Source organism: Mycobacterium sp. DL99 (genome assembly GCF_004762045.1).
Taxonomy (GTDB): Bacteria; Actinomycetota; Actinomycetes; order Mycobacteriales; family Mycobacteriaceae; genus Mycobacterium.
The window spans coordinates 5,898,856-5,919,406 of record NZ_SJOM01000007.1 but is presented as its reverse complement, the minus strand read 5'-3'; the positions used below and the strand labels follow the sequence as shown (position 1 = coordinate 5,919,406).

Sequence of the window (20,551 nt, the reverse complement as noted above, 5' to 3'; positions counted from 1 at the left end):
GGAAGAGACCTCCGGCGTTTTGACGACCGGAGGATTCTCGATGCAGGTAACCCAGCTGGAATGGATTGTCACCCTCGCAGTGACCATCGCCGTTCTGCTGTTCGACGTCGTCGTGATCGGACGACGCCCCCACGAACCCACCACGCGGGAGACCGCGACGTACCTGTCGATCTACATCGGCATGGCGGTGGCCTTCGGCGTGTGGGTGTGGTACTTCCACGGCAGCCAGTTCGGGCTGGAGTTCTTCGCCGGATGGCTCACCGAATACAGCCTGTCGGTGGACAACCTGTTCATCTTCTTGATCATCATGGCCAGCTTCAAGGTGCCGAGGATCTACCAGCAGCAGGCCCTGTTGGTCGGCATCATCCTGGCGCTGATCTTCCGCGGCATCTTCATCGCGCTCGGCGCGGTCGCGATCAACGAGTTCTCCTGGGTGTTCTACATCTTCGGTGCGTTCCTGGTGTACACCGCGATCAACCTGGTCCGTGACACCGACCACGACGACGACGGCGACAACGGTCTGGTGCGGTTTGCCCGCAAGCACCTGCGGACCACCGACAAGTGGGACGGTCTGCGGCTGTGGGTGCACGAGAACGGCAAGCGGCTGATGACGCCGATGTTCCTGGTGATTGTGGCGCTGGGCACCACCGATCTGCTGTTCGCGCTGGACTCGATCCCGGCGATCTACGGCCTGACCCAGGAGCCCTACCTGGTGTTCACTGCCAACGTGTTCGCCCTGATGGGGCTGCGGCAGCTGTACTTCCTGCTCGGTGACCTGCTCAAACGGCTCGTCTACCTCTCGCAGGGGCTGGCGTTCATCCTGGCCTTCATCGGCGTCAAGCTGGTGCTGCACGCGCTGCACGAGAACGAGCTGCCGTTCATCAACGGTGGCGAGCCGGTGCACGTTCCGGAGATCCCGACCCTGGCCAGCCTCGGCGTGATCGTGGTGACGCTCGCCATCACGACCGCCGCGAGCCTGTACAAGACCCGGGTACGTGACGCCCGGTAGTCCCTTGGATTCCGGCTGAACGTAACTCTGTGCTGGTGCGGTATTCGCGCTTAGCGTGGCCGGGGTGCGGATATTCGTGGCGGATGCCGAGTCCTGGACCGAGCTGACCGACGGTGACGAGCCGACGGCGCGGATCTCCGCGCCCGACCTGGCCCAGGCGCGCCGGATCCGGTCCGGCCTGAAATCCGAGGACGACGGCGTCTCGGTGATCCTCGATGTCACGGTTGCCGTCGCCGGGGACTACCGCTCGGCCCGCTGCAGCCTGACGGTGGCCGGCCCCGAGGCGCAGGTGCGCTACGTCGGGACGGTGGACGGCCTGGCCGGCCTGATCGCCGATATCAAGGCCGCCGAGGTGGCCGACGGTGTCACCCTGATCCCGGCCACGGCGGGCCAGGACCCGCACGGACTCGGGGCCGACGTGCTGCGCAGGCTGGAGTTGCGGTCGCAGGCGAGAGCGTCGTAAGCGACGTACCCTCGCCGGTATGCCTTCAGTTCTGGTCACCGGCGCCGGCCGTGGAATCGGCAGAGCCATCGTCGAACACCTGGCCGCGACCGGATGGGACGTCATCGCCGGAGTGCGCTCGAAAGCCGATGCCGCCTCGGTCACCGAGGTCGACCCGCAGCGCATCTCTGCGGTGATCCTCGACGTCACCGATTCCGGGAACATCGACGCGCTGGACGCTGCGCTGCCGGCGCGACTGGATGCGGTGGTGAACAACGCCGGCATCGTGGTCGCCGGGCCGATCGAGGCATTGACGGCCGACGACTGGCGTAAACAGTTGGAGGTCAACGTGATCGGCCAGTTCGCGGTTACCAGGGCGGTACTGCCGAGGCTGCGCGAATCCCGTGGCCGGGTGGTCTTCATCTCGAGCGTGAACGGCCAGATGTCCATGCCGATGCTCGGTGCCTACGCCGCGTCGAAGTTTGCTCTGGAGGCCGGTGCCGAGGCGATGCGAATCGAGCTGAGGCCCTGGGGCATTCCCGTGGTGGTGGTGGAGCCGGCGCAGACCGACACCGACATGTGGCGCAAGGCCGATGACATGGTCGTCGAGGTGGAGGCGGGGATACCGCTCGAGCAACGGGCTCTGTACGCCAAGCACATCGAGGGGATGAAGAAGTTCATCCCGGTGTCGCAGCGCATGGCCGTGCCGCCGGCGAAAGTGGTTGCGGTAGTGCAGGAGGCGCTCACCGCGGACAAGCCGAGGGCCCGGTACCTGGTCGGATTGGGCAACAAGGTTCAGGTGGCCTTGATGCGGAACACCCCTGCGGCGCTGCGGGATCGGATCATGGCGAAGATCTTCGGGGTGCCCCGCCGGGCCTGATGGAGCTCGAATACCGCGACGCAGGCGGATACGGCTACCAGTTGTAGTAGCCGCCCTCGGGGCCGAGCATGCGTTCCAGGCGGGCCCGGTTGATCCGGGCCAGCTCGTTGCGGACGACCTTGCGCTCGGTCTCCTGGTCGTTGTGCAACCGGTCGATGATCCCGGCCAGGGCCCGGTGCGCGCAGCAGTCCTCGACGAACATCACGAAACCGAAACCGAACCGCTCGGTGTAGTGGACGTCCTCGGTGCTGAGCTGTGACATCACCGCGGGATCGTCATCCCATACCGAGCACTGTTCGCACACCGACTTCGGGCTGCGCGGACGCCTGCCGATATGCGGATAGGCCTGCAGCACGCGGTCGATGGAACCCTCACCGAGGCTGAACAGCAGGGTGTCGGCCTGCCGGAACAGCGAATCGTGGTCGGCGAACGGGCGCCCACCGGCGAGGTCGGTCGCCAGCACCACGCTGTAGCAGCACTCGTACACGGCATGCACCGCACGCCGCAGGGGCAGTGCGTTGTACGCCTCAAGTCCCATGCCCTGATGCATCAACACCTGGTCAAGCATGAGAGGCGCAGAGCACAGGGGAGTTACCCCGTGTTACAGCGAGGCTAAATCAGTGACCTGAGCTCTTGAACCGCTCGATCGAGCGCTGCAGTTCGGCCTCGGCCTCTTCGCGGCCCGCCCAATCGGCGGCCTTGACGAACTTGCCCGGTTCCAGGTCCTTGTAGTGCACGAAGAAGTGCTTGATCGCCTCGAGCTCGAAAGGCGGCACGTCACCGAGGTCCTGGATGTGGTCCCAGCGGGGATCGCCGGCCGGCACGCACAGCAACTTGTCGTCGCCGCCGGCCTCGTCGGTCATCTTGAACATCGCGACCGGGCGGGCCTCGACGATGCAGCCGGGGAACACCGACTCGGGCAGCAGCACCAGCGCGTCCAGCGGATCGCCGTCCTCGCCGAGGGTGTCCTCGAAGAACCCGTAGTCGGCCGGGTAACCGAACGACGTGTAGAGGTAGCGGTCGAGCTTGACCCGGCCGGTCTCGTGGTCAACCTCGTACTTGTTGCGCGAACCCTTCGGGATCTCGATGACGACGTCGAACTTCACCGTCGTGGCTCCTTCGCATCTGCGGTCAGTCGTGGGTCGTCGGGCGACGACGCGGGTCAACCCTAATAGAGCGATAGTCTGGCCTAAACGGGTGGCTCGTCCCCACCACCGGCAGAGCAGGAGAAATATGCGGCCCACTCGGTGGCGGCAGTCCACCCATGTGGCGGTTGGCGTCGTGGTCCTGGTGCTGGTCGCCGCCGTCGTCGCGGTTGCTGCCGTACTCACCGGGCACCGGTCCAGCGATGCCGAGGCGGCTCCGCCGGCACCCCCGCCGGCGACGGCCAGCCCGGGGATCGTCCCGGTGGACATGTCGGCGCCGACACCGACCGTGAGCGGCCTGGCCGCCGCGCTGGGCCCGGCCCTGGCGAATCCCGACCTCGGTGAGGTGACCGGCCGGATCACCGACGCCGAGACCGGTGCTGAACTGTGGGAACAGAATTCCGGGGTGCCGATGCAGCCGGCTTCGGTCAACAAGGTTCTGACGACGGCGGCTGCGCTGCTCACGCTGGACCGCAATGCCCGGCTCGCCACCACCGTCCTGGCCGTCGATTCGCAGCCCGGTCTGGTGGTGCTCAAGGGCGGCGGGGACACCACGCTCTCGGCGGCGCCCGCGGACACCGACACCTGGTACAAAGGCGCGGCCCGGATCAGTGACCTGGCCGAGCAGGTGCGCAACAGCGGCATCACGGTCACCGCGGTCCGGGTGGACATCAGCGAGTACAGCGGCCCCACGATGGCGCCGGGCTGGGACCCTGCCGATATCGAGGGCGGTGACATCGCACCGATGGAGCCGGTGATGCTCGACGGTGGACGCATCCAGCCGACGACGGTGGAATCCAGGCGGTCGACCACACCCGCGCTGGACGCGGGCCGGGCCCTGGCCGCCGCACTCAAGGTGGACCCCGCGACGGTGACCGTGCTGGCCAATGCGGTGCCGGGCAAGCAGATCGCCGCGGTGCAGTCCGCGCCGCTGATCGAGCGGCTGCGCCAGATGATGAACGAGTCCGACAACGTGATGGCCGAGTCGATCGCCCGTGAGGTTGCCGCCCAACTGCACCGGCCGCAGAGTTTCGACGGCGGTGTCGACGCCGTGCTGACCCAACTAGAAGGCATCGGCATCGACATGTCGGCGGCCAGGCTGGTCGATTCCAGCGGCCTGTCGACCGAAGACCGGCTGACCGCCCGGATTCTCGACGAGGTCGTCAACATCGCGGCGGGCAACACCGAGCCCGCCGTGCGGCCGCTGGTCGACCTGCTACCCATCGCCGGCGGCAGCGGCACGTTGTCCAACCGGTACCTGGACACCGACGCCGGCCGTGACGCCGCGGGCTGGCTGCGGGCCAAGACCGGGTCACTGACCGGGACCAACGCGCTGGCCGGCATCGTCACCGACGACAGCGGGCGGGTGCTCACGTTCGCGCTGATCTCCAACAACGCCGGGCCCACCGGGCGCACCGCGATCGACGAGCTGGCCGCGTCGCTGCGGTCGTGCGGATGTGGCACGTGAGCGACAAGGTCGCCATGACCGCGGGCCGCGCGGTCGACTGGGATTTCGCCGCAACGGTCGGGGCGAAGCTGGCCCGGCCGGCCCCGGCCTCCAGCGACTACACCCGCAACCAGGTGATCGAGCAGCTCTCGGAGAGTTCGAAGGCCGCCGAGCTGCCGGTGCGTGAGGTCACGGGTCTGATCGAGGGTGTCGAGGTTCCCGAGGCCCGCGTGGTGGACCGTCCCGAGTGGATCCAGGCGGCCACCCGGTCGATGCGGGTGATGACCACCGGCCTCCAACCCGGTGACGAAAGTGACACGCACAAACCGGGATTCATCACCGGCCGGGTGACCGGGGCGCAGACCGGTGCGGTGCTGGCGTTCATCTCCTCGGGCATCCTCGGCCAGTACGACCCGTTCGGCCCCGACGGTGGCGAGCTGCTGCTGGTGTATCCGAACGTCATCGCGGTGGAACGTCAATTGCGTGTCGCCCCAGCTGATTTCCGGCTGTGGGTGTGTCTGCACGAGGTCACCCACCGGGTGCAGTTCCGCGCCAACCCCTGGCTGGCCGACCACATGTCGCAGGCGCTGGCCGTGCTCACCCAGGACGCCGGCGAGGATGTCGCCGAGCTGGTGGGCCGGCTCGCGCAGTTCGTCCGCGATCAACGCAACGGGTCGGCGCCGGACCCGAATTCGAGCGGCGTGCTCGGCCTGATGCGTGCCGTGCAGGCCGAGCCGCAGCGCCGCGCGCTCGATCAGCTTTTGGTGCTGGGCACCCTGCTGGAGGGGCACGCCGATCACGTGATGGATGCCGTCGGGCCGGCGGTGGTGCCCACGGTCTCGACCATCCGGCGTCGCTTCGACGAACGCAGGCAGCGTAAGCAGCCCCCGCTGCAGCGCGTGGTCCGCGCCCTGTTGGGCTTCGATGCCAAGATCAGCCAGTACACCCGGGGCAAGGCATTCGTCGACCATGTGGTGCGGGAAGTCGGGATGGCCCGGTTCAACACGGTCTGGTCCAGCCCCGACACCCTGCCGCAACCCGACGAGATCGACGAACCGCAACGATGGATCGAACGGGTGCTGTAGCCGCGCTGCGGCAAGCGGTCGCGGCCACCGGCGAGGGCGTCGATGGCTCGACATGGTGTGTGGCATTGTCGGGCGGCCCGGACTCCCTGGCGTTGACCGCCGTCGCGGCCGGCCTGCGGCCCACCACCGCGCTGATCGTCGACCACCGGTTGCAAGCCGGATCGGACGCCGTCGCCGAAGCTGCGCGCAGGCAGGCGATGGCATTGGGATGCGTTGCAGCGCATGTTCTTCTGGTTGACGTAGGCCGTACCGGCGGGCCGGAGGCGGCGGCACGTCAGGCCCGTTACGCAGCACTCGACACGGCCCGTGCCGGCGCCCCGGTACTGCTCGGCCACACGCTCGACGACCAGGCCGAGACGGTGCTGCTCGGGCTGGGCCGCGGATCGGGTGCCCGCTCGATCGCCGGGATGCGCCCGCATGACCCGCCCTGGCACCGGCCCCTGCTGGGGGTGCGTCGCACACTGACGCACGCCGTCTGCGACGAACTCGGCCTCAGCCCGTGGCAGGACCCGCACAATGCCGAACCCCGGTTCACCCGGGTCCGGCTCCGCCGCGAGGTGCTGCCGCTGCTGGAGGACGTGCTCGGCGGCGGGGTGGCCGAGGCCCTGGCCCGCACCGCGACCGCGCTGCGCGAGGACACCGAGACGCTCGACGCGCTGGCCGGCGAGGCCCTGGCCGGGGCGCGCATCGAGGCCGGCGGTCTGGACACCGCCGGGTTGGCCCCGTTGCCCGACGCGGTGCGGCGCCGGGTGATCCGGGCCTGGTTGCTGGACAGCGGCGCGTGTGATCTGACCGACATCCAGATCCGCGGCGTCGACCGGCTGGTGACGGCCTGGCGCGGGCAGGGTGGCGTGGCCGTCGGGTCCGGGCTGCGCAAACAGCGGTTGTTCGCGGCGCGGCGCGGCGGCGTGCTGATGATGCATACCGAACCGGTCTAGCGATCCGCGTTGGAAAGCAGCTGCCTCGCATGGCACGCTGTTCGATGTGGCTGTCGACTCTGCCGAGCTGTATGCGGGAGACATCAAATCGGTGCTGTTGTCCGAGGAGCAGATCCGGACCCGCACCGTCGAACTCGCCGAGATGATCGCCGAGCAATACCGAGACAATCTGGGCAACGACGACCTGCTGTTGGTCACCGTGCTCAAGGGCGCGGTCATGTTCGTCACCGATCTGGCCCGGACCATCCCGCTGCCCACGCAGCTGGAGTTCATGGCGGTCAGCTCGTACGGCTCGTCCACCTCGTCCTCGGGTGTGGTGCGCATCCTCAAAGACCTCGACCGCGACATCAATGACCGCGACGTGCTGATCGTCGAGGACATCATCGACTCGGGGCTGACCCTGTCCTGGTTGCTGCGCAACCTGGCCACCCGTGGCCCGCGGTCGCTGCGGGTCTGCACGCTGCTGCGCAAGCCCGACGCCGTCAGGACCGAACTCGACGTCGCCTACGTGGGCTTCGACATCCCCAACGAGTTCGTCGTCGGATACGGCCTGGATTTCGCCGAGCGCTACCGCGATCTGCCCTACATCGGCACCCTGGAACCGAAGGTGTACGAAACGCCCTGACCGGCGCAGAATCGCAGGCATGGCTGATACCCGCACGGCCCTTCGGATCTGCCCCTTCTGCGAGGCCACCTGTGGCCTGACGCTCACCATCTCCGACGGTCGGGTGACCGCCGCCCGCGGCGATCGTGACGACGTGTTCAGTGCGGGATTCATCTGCCCCAAGGGCGCCAGCTTCGGTGAGCTCGACAACGATCCGGACCGGCTGACGCGCCCACTGATCCGGCGTGACGGCGTACTCACCGAAGCGACTTGGGCTGAGGCGTACGCGGTGGTCGCCGAGCGACTCGCCGCGGTGATCGCCGAGCACGGCGGTGCCGCGGTCGGGGTTTACCTCGGCAACCCGAACGCGCACACCATCGCCGGCAGTCTGTACGCGCCGCTGATCATCCGGGGCCTCGGCACCCGGCAGGTGTCCAGTGCCAGCACGCTCGACCAGATGCCCAAGCACGTCGCGCTGGGCCTGATGTTCGGCAGCCCGGTCGCGTTCACCGTCCCCGATCTTGACCGCACCGACTATCTGGTGATCATCGGTGCGAATCCGCTGGTGTCGAACGGCAGCCTGGCCACCGCCGCCGACTTCGGAGGCAAGCTACGGGCCTTGCGTAAACGCGGCGGCAAGCTCGTCGTCATCGATCCGGCCCGCACCCAGACCGCCAAACTGGCCGACCGCCACCTCGCCCCGCGGCCGGGTACCGATGCGGCGCTGCTGTTCGCCATCGTGCACGTGCTGTTCGAAGAGGAGCTCGTCGAACTCGGCGGGCTCGCCGAGCACGTCACCGGGGTCGAGCAGGTCCGTGACCTGGCCGACGAGTTCTCACCCGAGGCCGTCGAGCAGGCGTGCGGCGTGGCAGCCGAAGAGATCCGGGATCTGGCCCGCGAGCTCGCCGCCGCCCCGACCGCCGCCGTCTACGGCCGGATGGGTACGTCCACAGTCGAGTTCGGGACCATCGGCAGCTGGCTCGTCGACGTGATCAACGTCCTCACCGGCAACCTCGACCGCCCCGGCGGAGCGATGTTCGCGCTCGGAGCCGCCGCACCCGCACCGCGCCCGCCGAAACCCGGCCGCGGATTCCAGACCGGGCGGTGGGCCAGTCGGGTCTCGGGCTATCCCGAAGTGCTCTCCGAACTGCCGGCGGCCGCGCTCGCCGAGGAGATCGACACCGCCGGTGAAGGGCAGATCAAGGCGATGATCACGATCGCCGGAAACCCGGTGCTTTCCGCGCCGGACGGCGACCGCCTCGACCGGGCCCTGGACCGGGTCGACTTCATGCTGTCTGTCGATCCGTACCTCAACGAGACCACCCGCCACGCCGACGTCATCCTGCCGCCGCCCCCGCCGGCCTGCAGCGCGCACTTCGACGTGGCGCTGAACAACCTCGCCGTCCGCAACAACGTGCGGTACTCCCCGCCGGCACTGCCACTGGACGGACGGCCCGACGAGCCCGAGATCCTGTCCCGGCTCGCCCTTATCCTCTACGGCATCGGGGCCGATGGGGATCCGGCTCTCGTCGACGCCCAGGTGATCGCCAAGACGCTGGCGAAGGAGACAGCCGACCCCGATTCGCCGGTGGCGGGCCGCGACGTCGAAGAGCTCACCTCGATGTTGTACGACGGCCCCGGGTACGAACGCCGCCTCGACATGATGTTGCGGCTCGGGCCCTACGGCGACGCGTTCGGTGCCAAGCCCGACGGGCTCACCATGGAGCTGTTGAAGGCCAACCCGCACGGCATCGACCTGGGGCCGCTGAAACCGCGGGTCCCCGAGGTCCTGCGAACCCCAAGCGGGCGAATCGAACTCGCGCCGGAGCCGATCGTCGCCGACGTGGCGCGGCTGCGCGATGCACTCGGCCGCGCGGTAGGCGGGTTCCTGCTGATCGGGCGGCGTCATCTGCGGTCCAACAACAGCTGGATGCACAACCTCCCGGCGCTGTCGGGCGGCTCCAACCGGTGCACCCTGCAGATCCATCCCGACGATGCCGCTGATCTGGGACTCACCGACATCGCCGTGATCAAGGGCCCCGGCGGTGAACTGCTGGCCCCGATCGAGGTGAACGACGGCATGCGGCGCGGCGTGGTCTCGCTGCCCCATGGCTGGGGACATGACCGCGGCGGCACCGGCCAGCAACTCGCGGCCAGCCGGCCTGGGGCGAACGTCAATCAACTCAACGACGGGGCACATCTGGATCCGTTGTCGGGCACCGCGGTGCTCAATGGCATCCCCGTCGACATCGCACCAGCGGGTTGACCCCGGCTAGACCTCTCGGCGTGTCGGCGCGGGAAAGCGATGTCCGACCTGCCCGGCTGTCAGCGACAGAGTCGCTATGAGTCGGGCGCTGGACTGATGAGGCTCGTGGGGTCAGAGATGCTGGCGTCGCAAAACTGGTTAGCGACAATGGGTTTGGTGAGTTCCATGTTGTCGATGTGGCGATTGTCGCTGAAAAGTCGCTGATAGCCGGGCACATCGGATACCCCGCTGGAATTTGTGACTGGCGTGACTTGTCGGTCCCTCTTGGCACCGTGACGCCATGAGGGACAAACTCCTGCTGCGGGGCACCAACCTTCGCTATGTGCTGACGGTGCAGCTTCTTCAGCACGGCGCGCAGTCGGTGGCCGATCTGGTCGATGCACTCGAGGATCAGGGATTCACCACTAGGGGACGGCCGTCGAAGGCGATCTCCGACGCCCTGCGTTGGGAGATCGCCCACGGCAGGGTGTGCCGGGTCAGGCACGGGCGTTACCGCCCCTGCGGGATGCCGCGTTCCACGGAGTACCGCATCCGCGAACGAGTCGCGGCACTCCGCGCCGCAGCCGCCGACTGCGCGGCGGCCTAGGTCAGCTCCCAGATCACGGTCACGGAGAAGTTCACCGTCTGCTGACCGGGTTCGAGCGGAACCGCTTCCATCGCCGCGCGTGGCATCGGGGTCGGCGTGGGCGGGGTGGAGCCACCGGACTGCTCGGATATCGAGATCACCTTGCCCAGGTGAAGTCCCGACAACCCGGCGTATTGATCGGCGCGGTTCTTGGCGTCGTCGAATGCCCGGGCGCGGGCGTCGCGCACGAGGTCCGAGTCGTCCTCGATCGAGTAGTTGACCGAGTTGATGCGGGTGGCGTCGCCTCCGGTGCTTGCGATCAGCGCCAGGGTCTGGGAGGCCTTGGCGGTGTCGCGGATCTTCACCTTGATCGCGTTGCTGGCCTGGTAACCCGAGATCTTGCTATCGGTGAATTGCGGCTGCACGCTCACTTGCGTGGTGCTGATGTCCTTGCGGTCGATGCCCGATCCGACCAGCGCATCGATCACGGCCTGCTGGCGCTGGCTGGACTGGTTGAGCGCGCCCGACACGTCCGGGGCGGTGAACTCCATCGCCACATCGGCGGTCAGGGTGTCCGGTACGCCCTGCACCTGGCCGGATCCGACGACGGTCACCTGCCGGGCGCCGTCCGGCGCGCCCGCGGCGGGGCCTGAGGTCGCATCACACGCGCTTGCGCTGACGGCGATCAATCCCGCGGCGGCAACGCCGAGTACCCGCAATTTCGCATTCCCGATCGGCATGACCGAACCCTACCGGGACGTCACGGGGTCACCAGGACTTTGCAGTGCCGGTCGGGGGAGGCGAGTTCGCCGAACGCGGCGCTCACGCCGTCGAGGCCGACGGTTCCCGTGACCATCGGCGCGACGTCGATCTCGCCCTCGGCGATGGCGCGCAACGAGTTCGCGAACTCGGCGGGGTCGTAGCCGAAGACGAACTGAATGTTGATCTGCTTGGTGACCGCGTAGAACGGGTGCACGGTGTCTGGCTGCATGCAGACCCCGGCCACCACCAGTCGGACGCCCGCGGGTGCGCGGCGCAGCACGTCATCGATGACGCCGGGGGCGCCGACGGCCTCGAACACCACCGCGGGCTTGCACTGATGGAGCGGGGAATCGACGGCCGGATCCAAGGTGACGTGCGCGCCCATCGTGGCGGCGAGTTCACGGCGGGCGGGGGAGAAGTCCGACGCCACAATGGTTTCCACGCCCCGAAGTTTCAGCGCGGCGATGATGGCGATACCGACGGGGCCGCAGCCCACGACGAGTGCCGCCTCGCCGGGTTCGATGCGCGACGCGTTGACTGCGTGCAGGCCGACGGCCATCGGTTCGGTGAGCGCGGCGTGTTCGGCGCTCAGGCCGTTGGGTACTGGTAGCAGCAGCGGTGCCGACAGCAGCATCCTCTCGGCGTATCCGCCCAGGGTGCTGTTGCTGTACACGATCGGTGCGATGCCGCCGGCCGAGATCAGCACCGGTACGGAGGTCACCAGGGTGCCGGCCGCGGGCGCCTCGGTCCCCGGGCCGGCGTCGAGGATCTCCGCGCTGAACTCGTGGCCCATGAAGACGTCACCGGCCAGGTCGATGTCGATGTCGGGTACGCCCTCCATGTCCGCACTTGCGGCCAGCATGTCGGCGCCGTGGGTGGCGAAATGCAGGTCGGAGCCGCAGATTCCACAGGCCTTCACCTCGACCAGTACCTCGCCGGGCCCCGGCACCGGTTCGGGCACGTCGTCGCGGACGACCATCCGTCCGCCGCGCAGGACCGCGGCGCGCATCAACCCTCCTCTCCGGCGGTGTCCTCGGTGACGGCTTCGGTTATCGCGTTGACGATCGCCTGCCCGGCGCGGCCCAGCAGTTGATCCCGCATGCCCGTCGCCCAGTCGTGGGACGCCTGGGCGGCGGTGAGCTGGCCCTTGAAATGAGGGATCACCTCACGCGCGAACAGTTCGTAGGAGTGGAAGGTGGCGGCCGGCGGCGCCCAGTCGTGGCCGAGGAGCAGGAAGGTGCCGAACCCGCCCGAGCGGTCCAGCAGGTCCTGAATGTAGGTGATGGCGTCGGCGGTGGTGCCGATGCAGCAATTGCCCCCCGCCGCATAGTTTTCCACGAACTCATATGCGGACGGGGCCGGTCCTGTCTCGTTGGAGAGCGGCACGAAGCCGGCTGCCCCGAAGTAGTTGGCGAAGTCCTGCAGGCCATATGTGCAGTCTTCGATGGCCTGCTCACGGGTATCGGCGAGGTGGATGATGCCCAGCACCCGCCAGTTCTTGCGGTCCGGTTCGGGCCGGCCGGATTTGGCGGCCTGGTCGCGCACCGTGTCCCACGTGGTCTCGACGGCCGCGTAGCCGCCGGGTACCGACATCGACAGGGACAGCAGGGACGTGCCCAATGCCCCGGCCAGTCGCGGCCCGGAAGGGGAAATCATTGCCGCAGTGGATATTTCTGGGTAGGGCCAGGTGTAGGGACGGATGTGCAGGGCGGCGTCGCGCAAGGTGAACCACTCGGTCTTGCGGTCGATCCGCTCATCGGGTGCGGCGCGGAACAACGCCAGGATCGCCTCGAGGGATTCCTGCATCATCGGCCGCTGGTCCACCGGGTCGATACCCATCATGTAGGCATCCGACGGCAGTGCCCCGGGCCCGGTTCCGAACATCACCCGGCCACGGGTGAGGTGGTCGAGCAACACCCAGCGGTCGGCCACCATGAGCGGGTGGTGGTACGGCAGTGACACCACACCGGTGCCCAGCCGGATGTGTCTGGTCCGTTCGGCCGCGGCGGCGATGAACACCTCGGGACAGGCGATGAGTTCGTAACCGCCGGAGTGGTGTTCGCCGAACCAGGCCTCGTCGTAGCCGAGGCGGTCCAGCGCCTCGACCCGGTCCATGTCGTATTGCAGCGCGGTGGTGGGGGATTGGCCTACGGGGTGGAAGGGAGTGATGAATACGCCGAAATTCAAAGGACTCACCGCAGGCCTCCCAGGAACTCCAAGAGCGCTTTGTTGACCTCGTCAGGCCGTTCCTGCTGCAGCCAGTGCCCGGCGCCGTCGATCAGCACCTCGCGGTAGTCGCCGCTGACCACGTCGTGCACCCGGTCACGCGGGGTGAAGCCAAGTACCGGATCCGCGGTACCTGCCAGGAACAGGGTGGGCGCCGTGATGGTCGGTGCGGGAGTGTTTTCGGTCAGCTCCCAGTTCCGGTCGAAATTGCGGTACCAGTTCAGCGGCCCGGTGAAGCCGTTCTCGGTGTACGCCTGCACGTAGTGCTCGAACTCGTCGGCGCTGATCCAGTCCGGCAGCGGCGGGACCGGTCGTCCCGACAGGCTTTCCGGGGGCGCACTGATGCCTTCCATCGAGAGCATCCGGCGCATCGACTCACGCGGGTCGGCGCCCAACGCGGCATCGGCGATACCGGGTTCCTGGAAGTACAGGATGTAGAAGAAGTTGTCCCCGACGATCTTGCGCCAGATCTGCGTCGGGGGTGCGGGCGCTCGAGGTACCGGCGGCACGCTCATGGCCACGACTGCTCTGACCCGGTCCGGGTAGAACAACGGGAAGTTGGTCGCGACCGGCGAGCCCCAGTCGTGGCCGATGAGAACCGCCTGCTCGGCACCGACGTCATCGAGCAGGCCGGCGATGTCGGCGGTCAACTCCACGATGTTGTAGGCGTCGATGTCTTCGGGGCGCGATGAGCCGCCGTAGCCGCGCTGGTCAGGGGCCAGAACGTGATAGCCGGCCGCCGCGAGCGCCGGGATCTGGTGCCGCCACGAGTACGCGAGCTCAGGGAATCCGTGGGCCAGAACCACCACCGGATTTCCGCGTTCACCCGCCTCGGTCACCGTCAATGTCACGCCATTTGTATCGACTAACCGTTCGGTTGGTGTGAGCACGATCTCACCCAAGCACACGATCGACGGCTGCGTAAGCCTGCCGATTCAAAACTATCAAAATAAACACGGCCGTATGAGATACGATAGATTGATGCTTCGCGTGTGCATCCGGGTGATCGCCGTCTGCTGTGTTGTCGCGGCTGCACTCGGTGCGGTGATCCTGTGTCAGAACGACTTCGACATCACCGAGGAGCATGTGGCGATACCCGGGTCGACGCAGCCGCTCGACGCGATCCTGGCGCTGCCGACCCGCGGCGAAAAGCCCTACGGTCTGGTGGTTTTCGTGCACGGCGATGGCCCTGCTGACGCGTCGCGCGATTCGTTCTACCGGCCGCTGTGGGAGTCGTTCGCCCGGGCCGGTTACGCCTCGGTGTCCTGGAACAAGCCCGGAATCGAAGGGGCGCCGGGCAATTGGCTGTCCCAGAGCATGCATGACCGTGCCATCGAGACCGAGGCTGTGCTGACCTGGGCGCGCAGCCGCGACGACATCGACCCGCACCGCATCGGGGTGTGGGGGATCAGTCAGGCCGGCTGGGTGCTCCCCGAGGTGGCCGCGAACCACCCCGAGCTGCGGTTCATGATCCTGGTCGGGCCGGCGATCAACTGGCTGCGGCAAGGCGAATACAACCTGCTGGCCGAACTTCGGGCACAGGGAGCGGGCGGCCCCGAGATCGCCGCCGCGCTGAAACGCCGGACCGAATCGGTACGGCTGCTGCGTGCCGGCGCCGACTACGACCGGTACGTCGCGAGCGGCATCGACGACCCGCCGATGTCCGCCGACCGGCTGCGGTTCGTGCGCGCCAACTACCTGTCCGACGTCACTTCGGTACTGCCCCGGATCGAGGTTCCCGTACTGCTGATGCTCGGCGCGGACGACCGCAACGTCGACGTCGCCGAAACCGAGCGGGTCTATCGCGCGCAGCTGCCGCCGGGCCGACTCACCGTCCACAAGTTCCCGGACGCCTCGCACAGCATCGCCAAGGCCCGGCTCGACCATCGCCAGGGCTTGCGTTCGTTCCTGGTGGCCGTGTTCGCGCCGCGCTCGTTGTACGCGCCCGGTTACCTCGACTCCCTGCGGGAGTTCGTCGATCACCTTCCCGACAGGAGCACACCATGAGAGTCCTCGCGCTGGGCGGAGCCGGAGCGATGGGTGCCGCGGCTGTGCGGACCGCGGCGTTCTCCGGTGGCGTGGAGCGGATCGTGATCGCCGACCGTGATCTCGCGGCGGCCGAGCGCGTCGCCCGAGAGTTGGTGGGAGCGCCGGTGCCGACCGTCGCCCGCCGGGTCGACGTCACCGATGGCGCCGAACTCCGCAGAGCCCTCGGCGAGGTCGACCTGGTACTCAACACCGTCGGCCCCTACTACCGCTTCGGTTTGGCGGTGCTGCGTGCCGCGATCGACACCGGCACGCACTATCTCGACATCTGCGACGACTGGGAACCCACAGTGCAGATGCTCGAACTCGACGCCTCGGCCCGTGCGGCGGGCGTGACTGCCGTGATCGGCATGGGTGCCAGCCCTGGCGTGAGCAACCTGCTCGCCGCGACGGCGGCGGCTCCGCTCGACACCGTCCGCGACGTGTACACCGCCTGGCCGGTCGACGTGACAGCCGGGATCGAGGACAGCAGCGACCAGCTGATCGGCCCGGACGGATCACCGACCGCGGCCGCGGTTCACTGGATGCAGCAGAGCAGTGGCACCATCACAGCGGTGCGGGCAGGCTCATTGACCGAACAACCGCCGTTGCGTCCGGTGACACTCGAGTTGCCCGGCGGACGCCGCGGCACTGCCTACACCGTCGGACACCCCGAACCCGTCACGCTGCAACGCACCCTCAAACCGACCGGGGAATCGGCCAACCTCATGGTCGTCACGCCGTCGGCGGTCGCCTTTCTCGACGTGTTGCGGCGCGACATCGACAGCGGCAGGCTCACCAACGAGGCCGCCGCGCGTCGCGTCGCCAAGCCGCATCTCCCCACCGTCATCCGGTCGCTGCCGCGTGCGGTGCTGAACAAGGGCCCCGGCACGCTGCCGCCGTTCTTCGCGGTGGCCTACGGTGACCGCCAAGGCCGCGAGGGGGCGGTGCTGGCCCACCTCAGCGCTGAGGCCGGCATCGGCGCATTGCTGACGGACATGGCCCGCGCCACCGGAATTCCCTTGGCGCTCGGCATGTCCCAGGTCGTCGACGGCACCGCACGGCGGGCCGGTGTGCACCCACCCGATGCGGTGATGAGCAGCGAGCGCTTCTTCGCCGACCTCGATCGCGAGCTCGGTCGCACCGGTTCACCGCCGCTCATCGTGACGGAGCAGGAGTACCGATGAGCCCTGACACGAGCACCGACGCCGACCGTGCCGTCCCGACCCGCACCCTGGTGGAGAGCCTGATCCGCGAGGATGCCACGGTCGACGCGGGCGAACTCTACGAAGTCGCCAACACCCTCGGCATGAGCGACCAGCAGGTCAGGTTGTGCATCAAGCGCCTCGTCGCCGAAGGGCAGTTCGTTCAGGACGGCCGCGGGCGGAAGGCGGTGTTACGCGCGACTCCCGAGGTCCGCAGCACCATCGAGCCGGACCTCGAGTTCGTCCGCTACATGTACGCGCAGGACCGCGGGCAGGCCGACTGGGACCACGAATGGCATGTGGTGGCCTTCGCGATCGGTGAGTCGGCCCGCGCGGCCCGCGACGCGATGCGCGATGCGGTTCTCCGGTTGGGCGGCGCACCCATCCAGGGCGGACTCTATGTATCGCCCAACGCGTGGGAGCCGCACGTGCGGGCTGCGGCCGACCGATTGGGCGTCTCCGACCGGGTCACCATCCTCACCACAACCGACCTCGACGTCGGGGGAGTCACCGAGCCGCAGGCCCTTGCCGGAGCGCTGTGGCCGCTGGAGGCCATCGCGGATGGCCACCGGCGACTCCTGGCGACTGCGGAGCGATCGGTGCACGCGCTGCCCGGCGCCACCCGCGCCGTGCGGCTCGGCGTCGCGATCGAGCTGGCCGCGGAGTTCACCCGGGCGGTGGAGCCGGATCCGCTGCTGCCACCCCAACTGTTGCCGCAGCCATGGATCGGTGCCGTGGCCCGCGCTGCGGTCGCGGACTGCTGGTCAGACCTGCTGCGCGACGATCAGCCCGAGCCGTTGAACCTCTTCCGCTGGTATGCCGATGTCATCGCAGAAGTGGCCGGTATCGCCCGCCGGCAGTAGTGCTTCCAGTATGTGTAGTGGGGCTGGATACCGTCGGGAACTGCCGGACGTTGGTCTAGCGGTAGCCTTGAATGTCTCAACTGCGCACGTTGGAAGGACCGGGCCGAACTCGGCCGAGTGATCGATGAACCGCAAAAATGTGATCCGTACGCTGACCGTGATCGCGGTCGTGCTGTTGCTGGGCTGGTCGTTTTTCTATTTCAGCGACGACACCCGCGGCTACAAACCCGTCGACACCTCGGTGGCGGTGGCGCAGATCAATGCCGACAACGTCAACAACGCCCAGATCGACGACCGCGAACAACAGCTGCGTCTCGATCTGAAGAGCGGCAAAGACGAGACCGAGAATTCCGACAAGGTCATCACCAAGTACCCGACCGGCTATGCCATCAAGCTGGCCGATCAGCTGGATGCCAAGCACATCAAGTTCGGCACCACTGTCAATCAGGGCAGCTTCCTCGGCTCGATGCTGATCTACATGCTGCCGCTGCTGTTGCTGGTCGGCCTGTTCGTGATGTTCTCCCGGATGCAGGGCGGCGGCCGGATGGGCTTCGGCTTCGGCAAGTCGAAGGCCAAGCAGCTGGGCAAGGACATGCCCAAGACCACGTTCGCCGACGTCGCGGGTGTCGACGAGGCGGTCGAGGAGCTCTACGAGATCAAGGACTTCCTGCAGAACCCGAGCCGGTATCAGGCGCTGGGCGCCAAGATCCCCAAGGGTGTGCTGCTGTACGGCCCGCCCGGAACCGGTAAGACCCTCCTGGCCCGCGCGGTCGCCGGTGAGGCCGGCGTTCCGTTCTTCACGATCTCCGGTTCGGACTTCGTCGAGATGTTCGTCGGTGTCGGCGCCTCCCGGGTGCGCGACATGTTCGAGCAGGCCAAGGCCAACAGCCCCTGCATCATCTTCGTCGACGAGATCGACGCCGTCGGTCGTCAGCGCGGCGCCGGCATGGGCGGCGGCCACGACGAGCGTGAGCAGACGCTGAACCAGTTGCTCGTCGAGATGGACGGCTTCGGCGACCGCCAGGGCGTCATCCTGATCGCGGCCACCAACCGGCCCGACATCCTCGACCCGGCCCTGCTGCGTCCGGGCCGCTTCGACCGGCAGATCCCGGTGTCCAACCCCGACCTGGCCGGCCGTCGCGCGGTGCTCAAGGTGCACTCGGCGGGCAAGCCGATCGCCCCCGACGCCGACCTGGACGGGCTGGCCAAGCGCACCGTCGGCATGTCCGGTGCCGACCTGGCCAACGTCATCAACGAGGCCGCACTGCTCACCGCCCGCGAGAACGGCACCGTCATCACCGGTGCGGCGCTGGAAGAGGCCGTCGACCGCGTCGTCGGCGGACCGCGCCGCAAGGGCCGCATCATCAGCGAGCTGGAAAAGAAGATCACCGCCTACCACGAGGGCGGGCACACCCTGGCCGCGTGGGCGATGCCCGATATCGAGCCGATCTACAAGGTGACGATCCTGGCCCGCGGTCGCACCGGCGGCCACGCCGTCGCAGTCCCCGAGGACGACAAGGGTCTGATGACCCGCTCGGAGATGATCGCCCGGCTGGTGTTCGCCATGGGTGGCCGCGCCGCCGAGGAGCTGGTCTTCCGCGAGCCCACGACAGGTGCGGTGTCCGACATCGAGCAGGCCACCAAGATCGCGCGCGCCATGGTCACCGAGTACGGCATGAGCTCCAAGCTGGGCGCCGTGCGATACGGCACCGAGCACGGCGACCCGTTCCTGGGCCGCACCATGGGCACCACGCCGGACTACTCCCACGACGTCGCCCGCGATATCGACGATGAGATGCGCAAGCTCATCGAGGCCGCTCACACCGAGGCGTGGGAGATCCTCACCGAGTATCGCGATGTGCTCGACACCTTGGCCGGTGAGCTCCTGGAGAAGGAGACACTGCACCGCGCCGAATTGGAGGCCATCTTCAGCGACGTGAAGAAGCGTCCCCGGCTGACCATGTTCGACGACTTCGGTGGCCGGGTGCCGTCGGACAAGCCGCCGATCAAGACGCCGGGCGAGATCGCCATCGAGCGTGGCGAGCCGTGGCCGCCGCCGGTCCCCGAGCCGGCGTTCAAGGCCGCCATCGCTGCCGCCAGCCGAGAGGCCGAGCGGGCCAACGAGACCAACGGTGCCGGCACAAATGGTGCGCCGCCGAACGGTTCGACCCAGCCCGACTACGGCGCACCGGCCGGTTGGCACGCCCCGGGCTGGCCGCCCGCGCCGTCGCAGCCGGGATACCAGCCGCCCCAGCAGCAGCAGGGTTACTGGTACCCCCCGCCGCATCCGTCGGGATGGCAACAGCCCCAGCCGTACCCGTATCAGCCCTATCCTCATCCCGGCCAGCCCGCCCCCAACGAGGAGGCGAGTCAGGATGGCGGTCCCGAGCGGGCCGACCGGTCCAACCCACCGGCCCACGGCTGATCCGAGAACGGAGGCTTCGATGTCGCAGTCGCTGCGCGAGCATCACAACAACACCGATACGGCCACGCGGGTGTTCGACCAACCGCGGGCCGAGGCGGCGGTGCGTGAGCTGCTGATCGCTATCGGTGAGGACCCTGACCGTCAGGGTCTGCTCGAAACCCCGGCCCGCGTGGCGCGTGCGTACAAAGAGCTGATGGCCGGGCTCTACACCGACCCGGACGCGGTGCTCAACACGACCTTTGACGAGGAACACGACGAACTCGTGCTGGTCAAGCAGATCCCGTTGTACTCCACGTGTGAACACCACCTGGTGTCGTTCCACGGGGTGGCCCACGTCGGATACATCCCCGGGGTCGACGGCCGGGTGACCGGGCTGTCGAAGATCGCCCGCTTGGTCGACCTGTACTCGAAACGCCCGCAGGTGCAGGAACGCCTGACCGCTCAGATCGCCGATGCGCTCATGCGCAAGCTCGACCCGCGCGGGGCCATTGTGGTGATCGAGGCCGAGCACCTCTGCATGGCCATGCGCGGTGTCCGCAAACCCGGCGCGGTCACCACCACCTCCGCGGTGCGCGGACAGTTCAAGACCGACAAGGCATCCCGGGCCGAGGCGCTGGAACTTATCCTGCGGAAGTGAACCTCCCCAGCCCGATTGTCCGTCGCG

The 20,551-nt window shown here is 68.0% G+C and carries 20 protein-coding genes; 14 read left to right on the top strand and 6 right to left on the bottom strand.

The genetic code is table 11. From position 1 onward, the window contains the following. Window positions 1-40: 40 nt before the first annotated feature. From EYZ64_RS28805 to EYZ64_RS28795, 3 genes are read left to right on the top strand one after another with little or no spacing between them, the layout of a single operon-like run. Window positions 41-1,009 carry a TerC family protein gene (locus EYZ64_RS28805; RefSeq protein WP_135459031.1) on the top strand — a complete coding sequence of 323 codons (969 nt, stop codon included), beginning with the start codon at window positions 41-43 and terminating at the stop codon, window positions 1,007-1,009. Window positions 1,010-1,064: 55 nt separating this feature from the next. Next, window positions 1,065-1,472: a hypothetical protein gene (locus EYZ64_RS28800; RefSeq protein WP_135459029.1), complete on the top strand. Its 408-nt coding sequence runs from the start codon at window positions 1,065-1,067 to the stop codon at window positions 1,470-1,472. A gap of 19 nt (window positions 1,473-1,491) precedes the next feature. After that, window positions 1,492-2,331 carry an SDR family NAD(P)-dependent oxidoreductase gene (locus EYZ64_RS28795; protein ID WP_135459027.1) on the top strand — a complete coding sequence of 280 codons (840 nt, stop codon included), beginning with the start codon at window positions 1,492-1,494 and terminating at the stop codon, window positions 2,329-2,331. Window positions 2,332-2,365: 34 nt separating this feature from the next. Here EYZ64_RS28795 and EYZ64_RS28790 read toward each other — a convergent pair whose 3' ends face one another. Next, window positions 2,366-2,887, bottom strand: coding sequence for a 2-oxo-4-hydroxy-4-carboxy-5-ureidoimidazoline decarboxylase (locus EYZ64_RS28790; protein WP_167858015.1), 522 nt, complete (start codon window positions 2,885-2,887; stop codon window positions 2,366-2,368). Between the two features lie 61 nt (window positions 2,888-2,948). Then, window positions 2,949-3,437, bottom strand: coding sequence for an inorganic diphosphatase (locus EYZ64_RS28785; protein WP_135459021.1), 489 nt, complete (start codon window positions 3,435-3,437; stop codon window positions 2,949-2,951). Between the two features lie 127 nt (window positions 3,438-3,564). Here EYZ64_RS28785 and dacB point away from each other — a divergent pair, with 127 nt between their 5' ends. The 6 genes from dacB to EYZ64_RS28755 all read left to right on the top strand — a co-directional run bounded on the left by dacB (window position 3,565) and on the right by EYZ64_RS28755 (window position 10,402). After that, on the top strand, window positions 3,565-4,944 hold the full coding sequence (dacB, locus tag EYZ64_RS28780) for a D-alanyl-D-alanine carboxypeptidase/D-alanyl-D-alanine endopeptidase (RefSeq protein WP_135459019.1): 1,380 nt from the start codon (window positions 3,565-3,567) through the stop codon (window positions 4,942-4,944). Beyond that, window positions 4,932-6,008, top strand: a complete 1,077-nt coding sequence (locus tag EYZ64_RS28775) for an Rv3626c family coenzyme F420 biosynthesis-associated protein (RefSeq protein ID WP_167858014.1) — start codon at window positions 4,932-4,934, stop codon at window positions 6,006-6,008. The genes dacB and EYZ64_RS28775 overlap by 13 nt, the downstream gene beginning before the upstream one ends. After that, entirely contained in the window at window positions 5,987-6,946 is a 960-nt protein-coding gene (gene tilS / locus EYZ64_RS28770) for a tRNA lysidine(34) synthetase TilS (protein WP_135459017.1), read from the top strand. Before EYZ64_RS28775 ends, tilS begins: the two co-directional genes overlap by 22 nt. A 37-nt stretch (window positions 6,947-6,983) precedes the next feature. Beyond that, window positions 6,984-7,571: a hypoxanthine phosphoribosyltransferase gene (hpt, locus tag EYZ64_RS28765; RefSeq protein ID WP_135459015.1), complete on the top strand. Its 588-nt coding sequence runs from the start codon at window positions 6,984-6,986 to the stop codon at window positions 7,569-7,571. 19 nt (window positions 7,572-7,590) lie between these two features. Continuing rightward, window positions 7,591-9,816, top strand: coding sequence for a molybdopterin-dependent oxidoreductase (locus EYZ64_RS28760; RefSeq protein ID WP_135459013.1), 2,226 nt, complete (start codon window positions 7,591-7,593; stop codon window positions 9,814-9,816). 280 nt (window positions 9,817-10,096) lie between these two features. Continuing rightward, window positions 10,097-10,402, top strand: a complete 306-nt coding sequence (locus tag EYZ64_RS28755; RefSeq protein ID WP_135459011.1) for a hypothetical protein — start codon at window positions 10,097-10,099, stop codon at window positions 10,400-10,402. Here EYZ64_RS28755 and EYZ64_RS28750 read toward each other — a convergent pair. The 4 genes from EYZ64_RS28750 to EYZ64_RS28735 are packed head-to-tail and all read right to left on the bottom strand — an operon-like array spanning window position 10,399 to window position 14,259. Beyond that, window positions 10,399-11,121 (bottom strand): SIMPL domain-containing protein, encoded by a 723-nt coding sequence (locus EYZ64_RS28750; RefSeq protein WP_135459009.1) that lies wholly within the window; start codon window positions 11,119-11,121, stop codon window positions 10,399-10,401. The two genes, EYZ64_RS28755 and EYZ64_RS28750, sit on opposite strands and share 4 nt — an antisense overlap. Before the next feature lie 20 nt (window positions 11,122-11,141). After that, window positions 11,142-12,152, bottom strand: coding sequence for a zinc-binding dehydrogenase (locus EYZ64_RS28745; protein ID WP_135459006.1), 1,011 nt, complete (start codon window positions 12,150-12,152; stop codon window positions 11,142-11,144). Next, window positions 12,152-13,339: an LLM class flavin-dependent oxidoreductase gene (locus tag EYZ64_RS28740; protein ID WP_135459004.1), complete on the bottom strand. Its 1,188-nt coding sequence runs from the start codon at window positions 13,337-13,339 to the stop codon at window positions 12,152-12,154. Before EYZ64_RS28740 ends, EYZ64_RS28745 begins: the two co-directional genes overlap by 1 nt. Beyond that, a complete protein-coding gene (locus EYZ64_RS28735) occupies window positions 13,336-14,259 on the bottom strand; it encodes an alpha/beta fold hydrolase (protein WP_167858012.1) in 924 nt (307 codons plus the stop codon). Before EYZ64_RS28735 ends, EYZ64_RS28740 begins: the two co-directional genes overlap by 4 nt. A gap of 91 nt (window positions 14,260-14,350) precedes the next feature. Between EYZ64_RS28735 and EYZ64_RS28730 the strand changes: the two genes are divergently transcribed. From EYZ64_RS28730 to folE, 5 genes are all read left to right on the top strand, one after another. After that, a complete protein-coding gene (locus tag EYZ64_RS28730; protein ID WP_135458999.1) occupies window positions 14,351-15,376 on the top strand; it encodes an alpha/beta hydrolase family protein in 1,026 nt (341 codons plus the stop codon). Continuing rightward, entirely contained in the window at window positions 15,373-16,581 is a 1,209-nt protein-coding gene (locus tag EYZ64_RS28725; protein WP_135458997.1) for a saccharopine dehydrogenase family protein, read from the top strand. The genes EYZ64_RS28730 and EYZ64_RS28725 overlap by 4 nt, the downstream gene beginning before the upstream one ends. Further along, window positions 16,578-17,462 carry a PaaX family transcriptional regulator C-terminal domain-containing protein gene (locus tag EYZ64_RS28720; RefSeq protein ID WP_135458995.1) on the top strand — a complete coding sequence of 295 codons (885 nt, stop codon included), beginning with the start codon at window positions 16,578-16,580 and terminating at the stop codon, window positions 17,460-17,462. The genes EYZ64_RS28725 and EYZ64_RS28720 overlap by 4 nt, the downstream gene beginning before the upstream one ends. Window positions 17,463-17,586: 124 nt before the next feature. Then, on the top strand, window positions 17,587-19,887 hold the full coding sequence (gene ftsH, locus EYZ64_RS28715) for an ATP-dependent zinc metalloprotease FtsH (protein WP_135458993.1): 2,301 nt from the start codon (window positions 17,587-17,589) through the stop codon (window positions 19,885-19,887). A gap of 19 nt (window positions 19,888-19,906) precedes the next feature. Continuing rightward, window positions 19,907-20,524 (top strand): GTP cyclohydrolase I FolE, encoded by a 618-nt coding sequence (folE, locus tag EYZ64_RS28710; RefSeq protein WP_135458991.1) that lies wholly within the window; start codon window positions 19,907-19,909, stop codon window positions 20,522-20,524. The last annotated feature ends 27 nt before the right edge of the window (window positions 20,525-20,551 follow it).

Bases quoted from the DNA above. Each gene is read 5' to 3' on its own strand.
- folE (WP_135458991.1), top strand. From the start codon at position 19,907: ATGTCGCAGTCGCTGCGCGAGCATCACAACAACACCGATACGGCCACG.
- dacB (WP_135459019.1), top strand. From the start codon at position 3,565: ATGCGGCCCACTCGGTGGCGGCAGTCCACCCATGTGGCGGTTGGCGTC.
- tilS (WP_135459017.1), top strand. From the start codon at position 5,987: ATGGATCGAACGGGTGCTGTAGCCGCGCTGCGGCAAGCGGTCGCGGCC.
- EYZ64_RS28755 (WP_135459011.1), top strand. From the start codon at position 10,097: ATGAGGGACAAACTCCTGCTGCGGGGCACCAACCTTCGCTATGTGCTG.
- EYZ64_RS28730 (WP_135458999.1), top strand. From the start codon at position 14,351: ATGCTTCGCGTGTGCATCCGGGTGATCGCCGTCTGCTGTGTTGTCGCG.
- EYZ64_RS28760 (WP_135459013.1), top strand. From the start codon at position 7,591: ATGGCTGATACCCGCACGGCCCTTCGGATCTGCCCCTTCTGCGAGGCC.
- EYZ64_RS28805 (WP_135459031.1), top strand. From the start codon at position 41: ATGCAGGTAACCCAGCTGGAATGGATTGTCACCCTCGCAGTGACCATC.
- EYZ64_RS28795 (WP_135459027.1), top strand. From the start codon at position 1,492: ATGCCTTCAGTTCTGGTCACCGGCGCCGGCCGTGGAATCGGCAGAGCC.
- EYZ64_RS28725 (WP_135458997.1), top strand. From the start codon at position 15,373: ATGAGAGTCCTCGCGCTGGGCGGAGCCGGAGCGATGGGTGCCGCGGCT.
- EYZ64_RS28750 (WP_135459009.1), bottom strand. From the start codon at position 11,121: ATGCCGATCGGGAATGCGAAATTGCGGGTACTCGGCGTTGCCGCCGCG.
- EYZ64_RS28775 (WP_167858014.1), top strand. From the start codon at position 4,932: ATGTGGCACGTGAGCGACAAGGTCGCCATGACCGCGGGCCGCGCGGTC.
- EYZ64_RS28745 (WP_135459006.1), bottom strand. From the start codon at position 12,152: ATGCGCGCCGCGGTCCTGCGCGGCGGACGGATGGTCGTCCGCGACGAC.
- EYZ64_RS28720 (WP_135458995.1), top strand. From the start codon at position 16,578: ATGAGCCCTGACACGAGCACCGACGCCGACCGTGCCGTCCCGACCCGC.
- ftsH (WP_135458993.1), top strand. From the start codon at position 17,587: ATGAACCGCAAAAATGTGATCCGTACGCTGACCGTGATCGCGGTCGTG.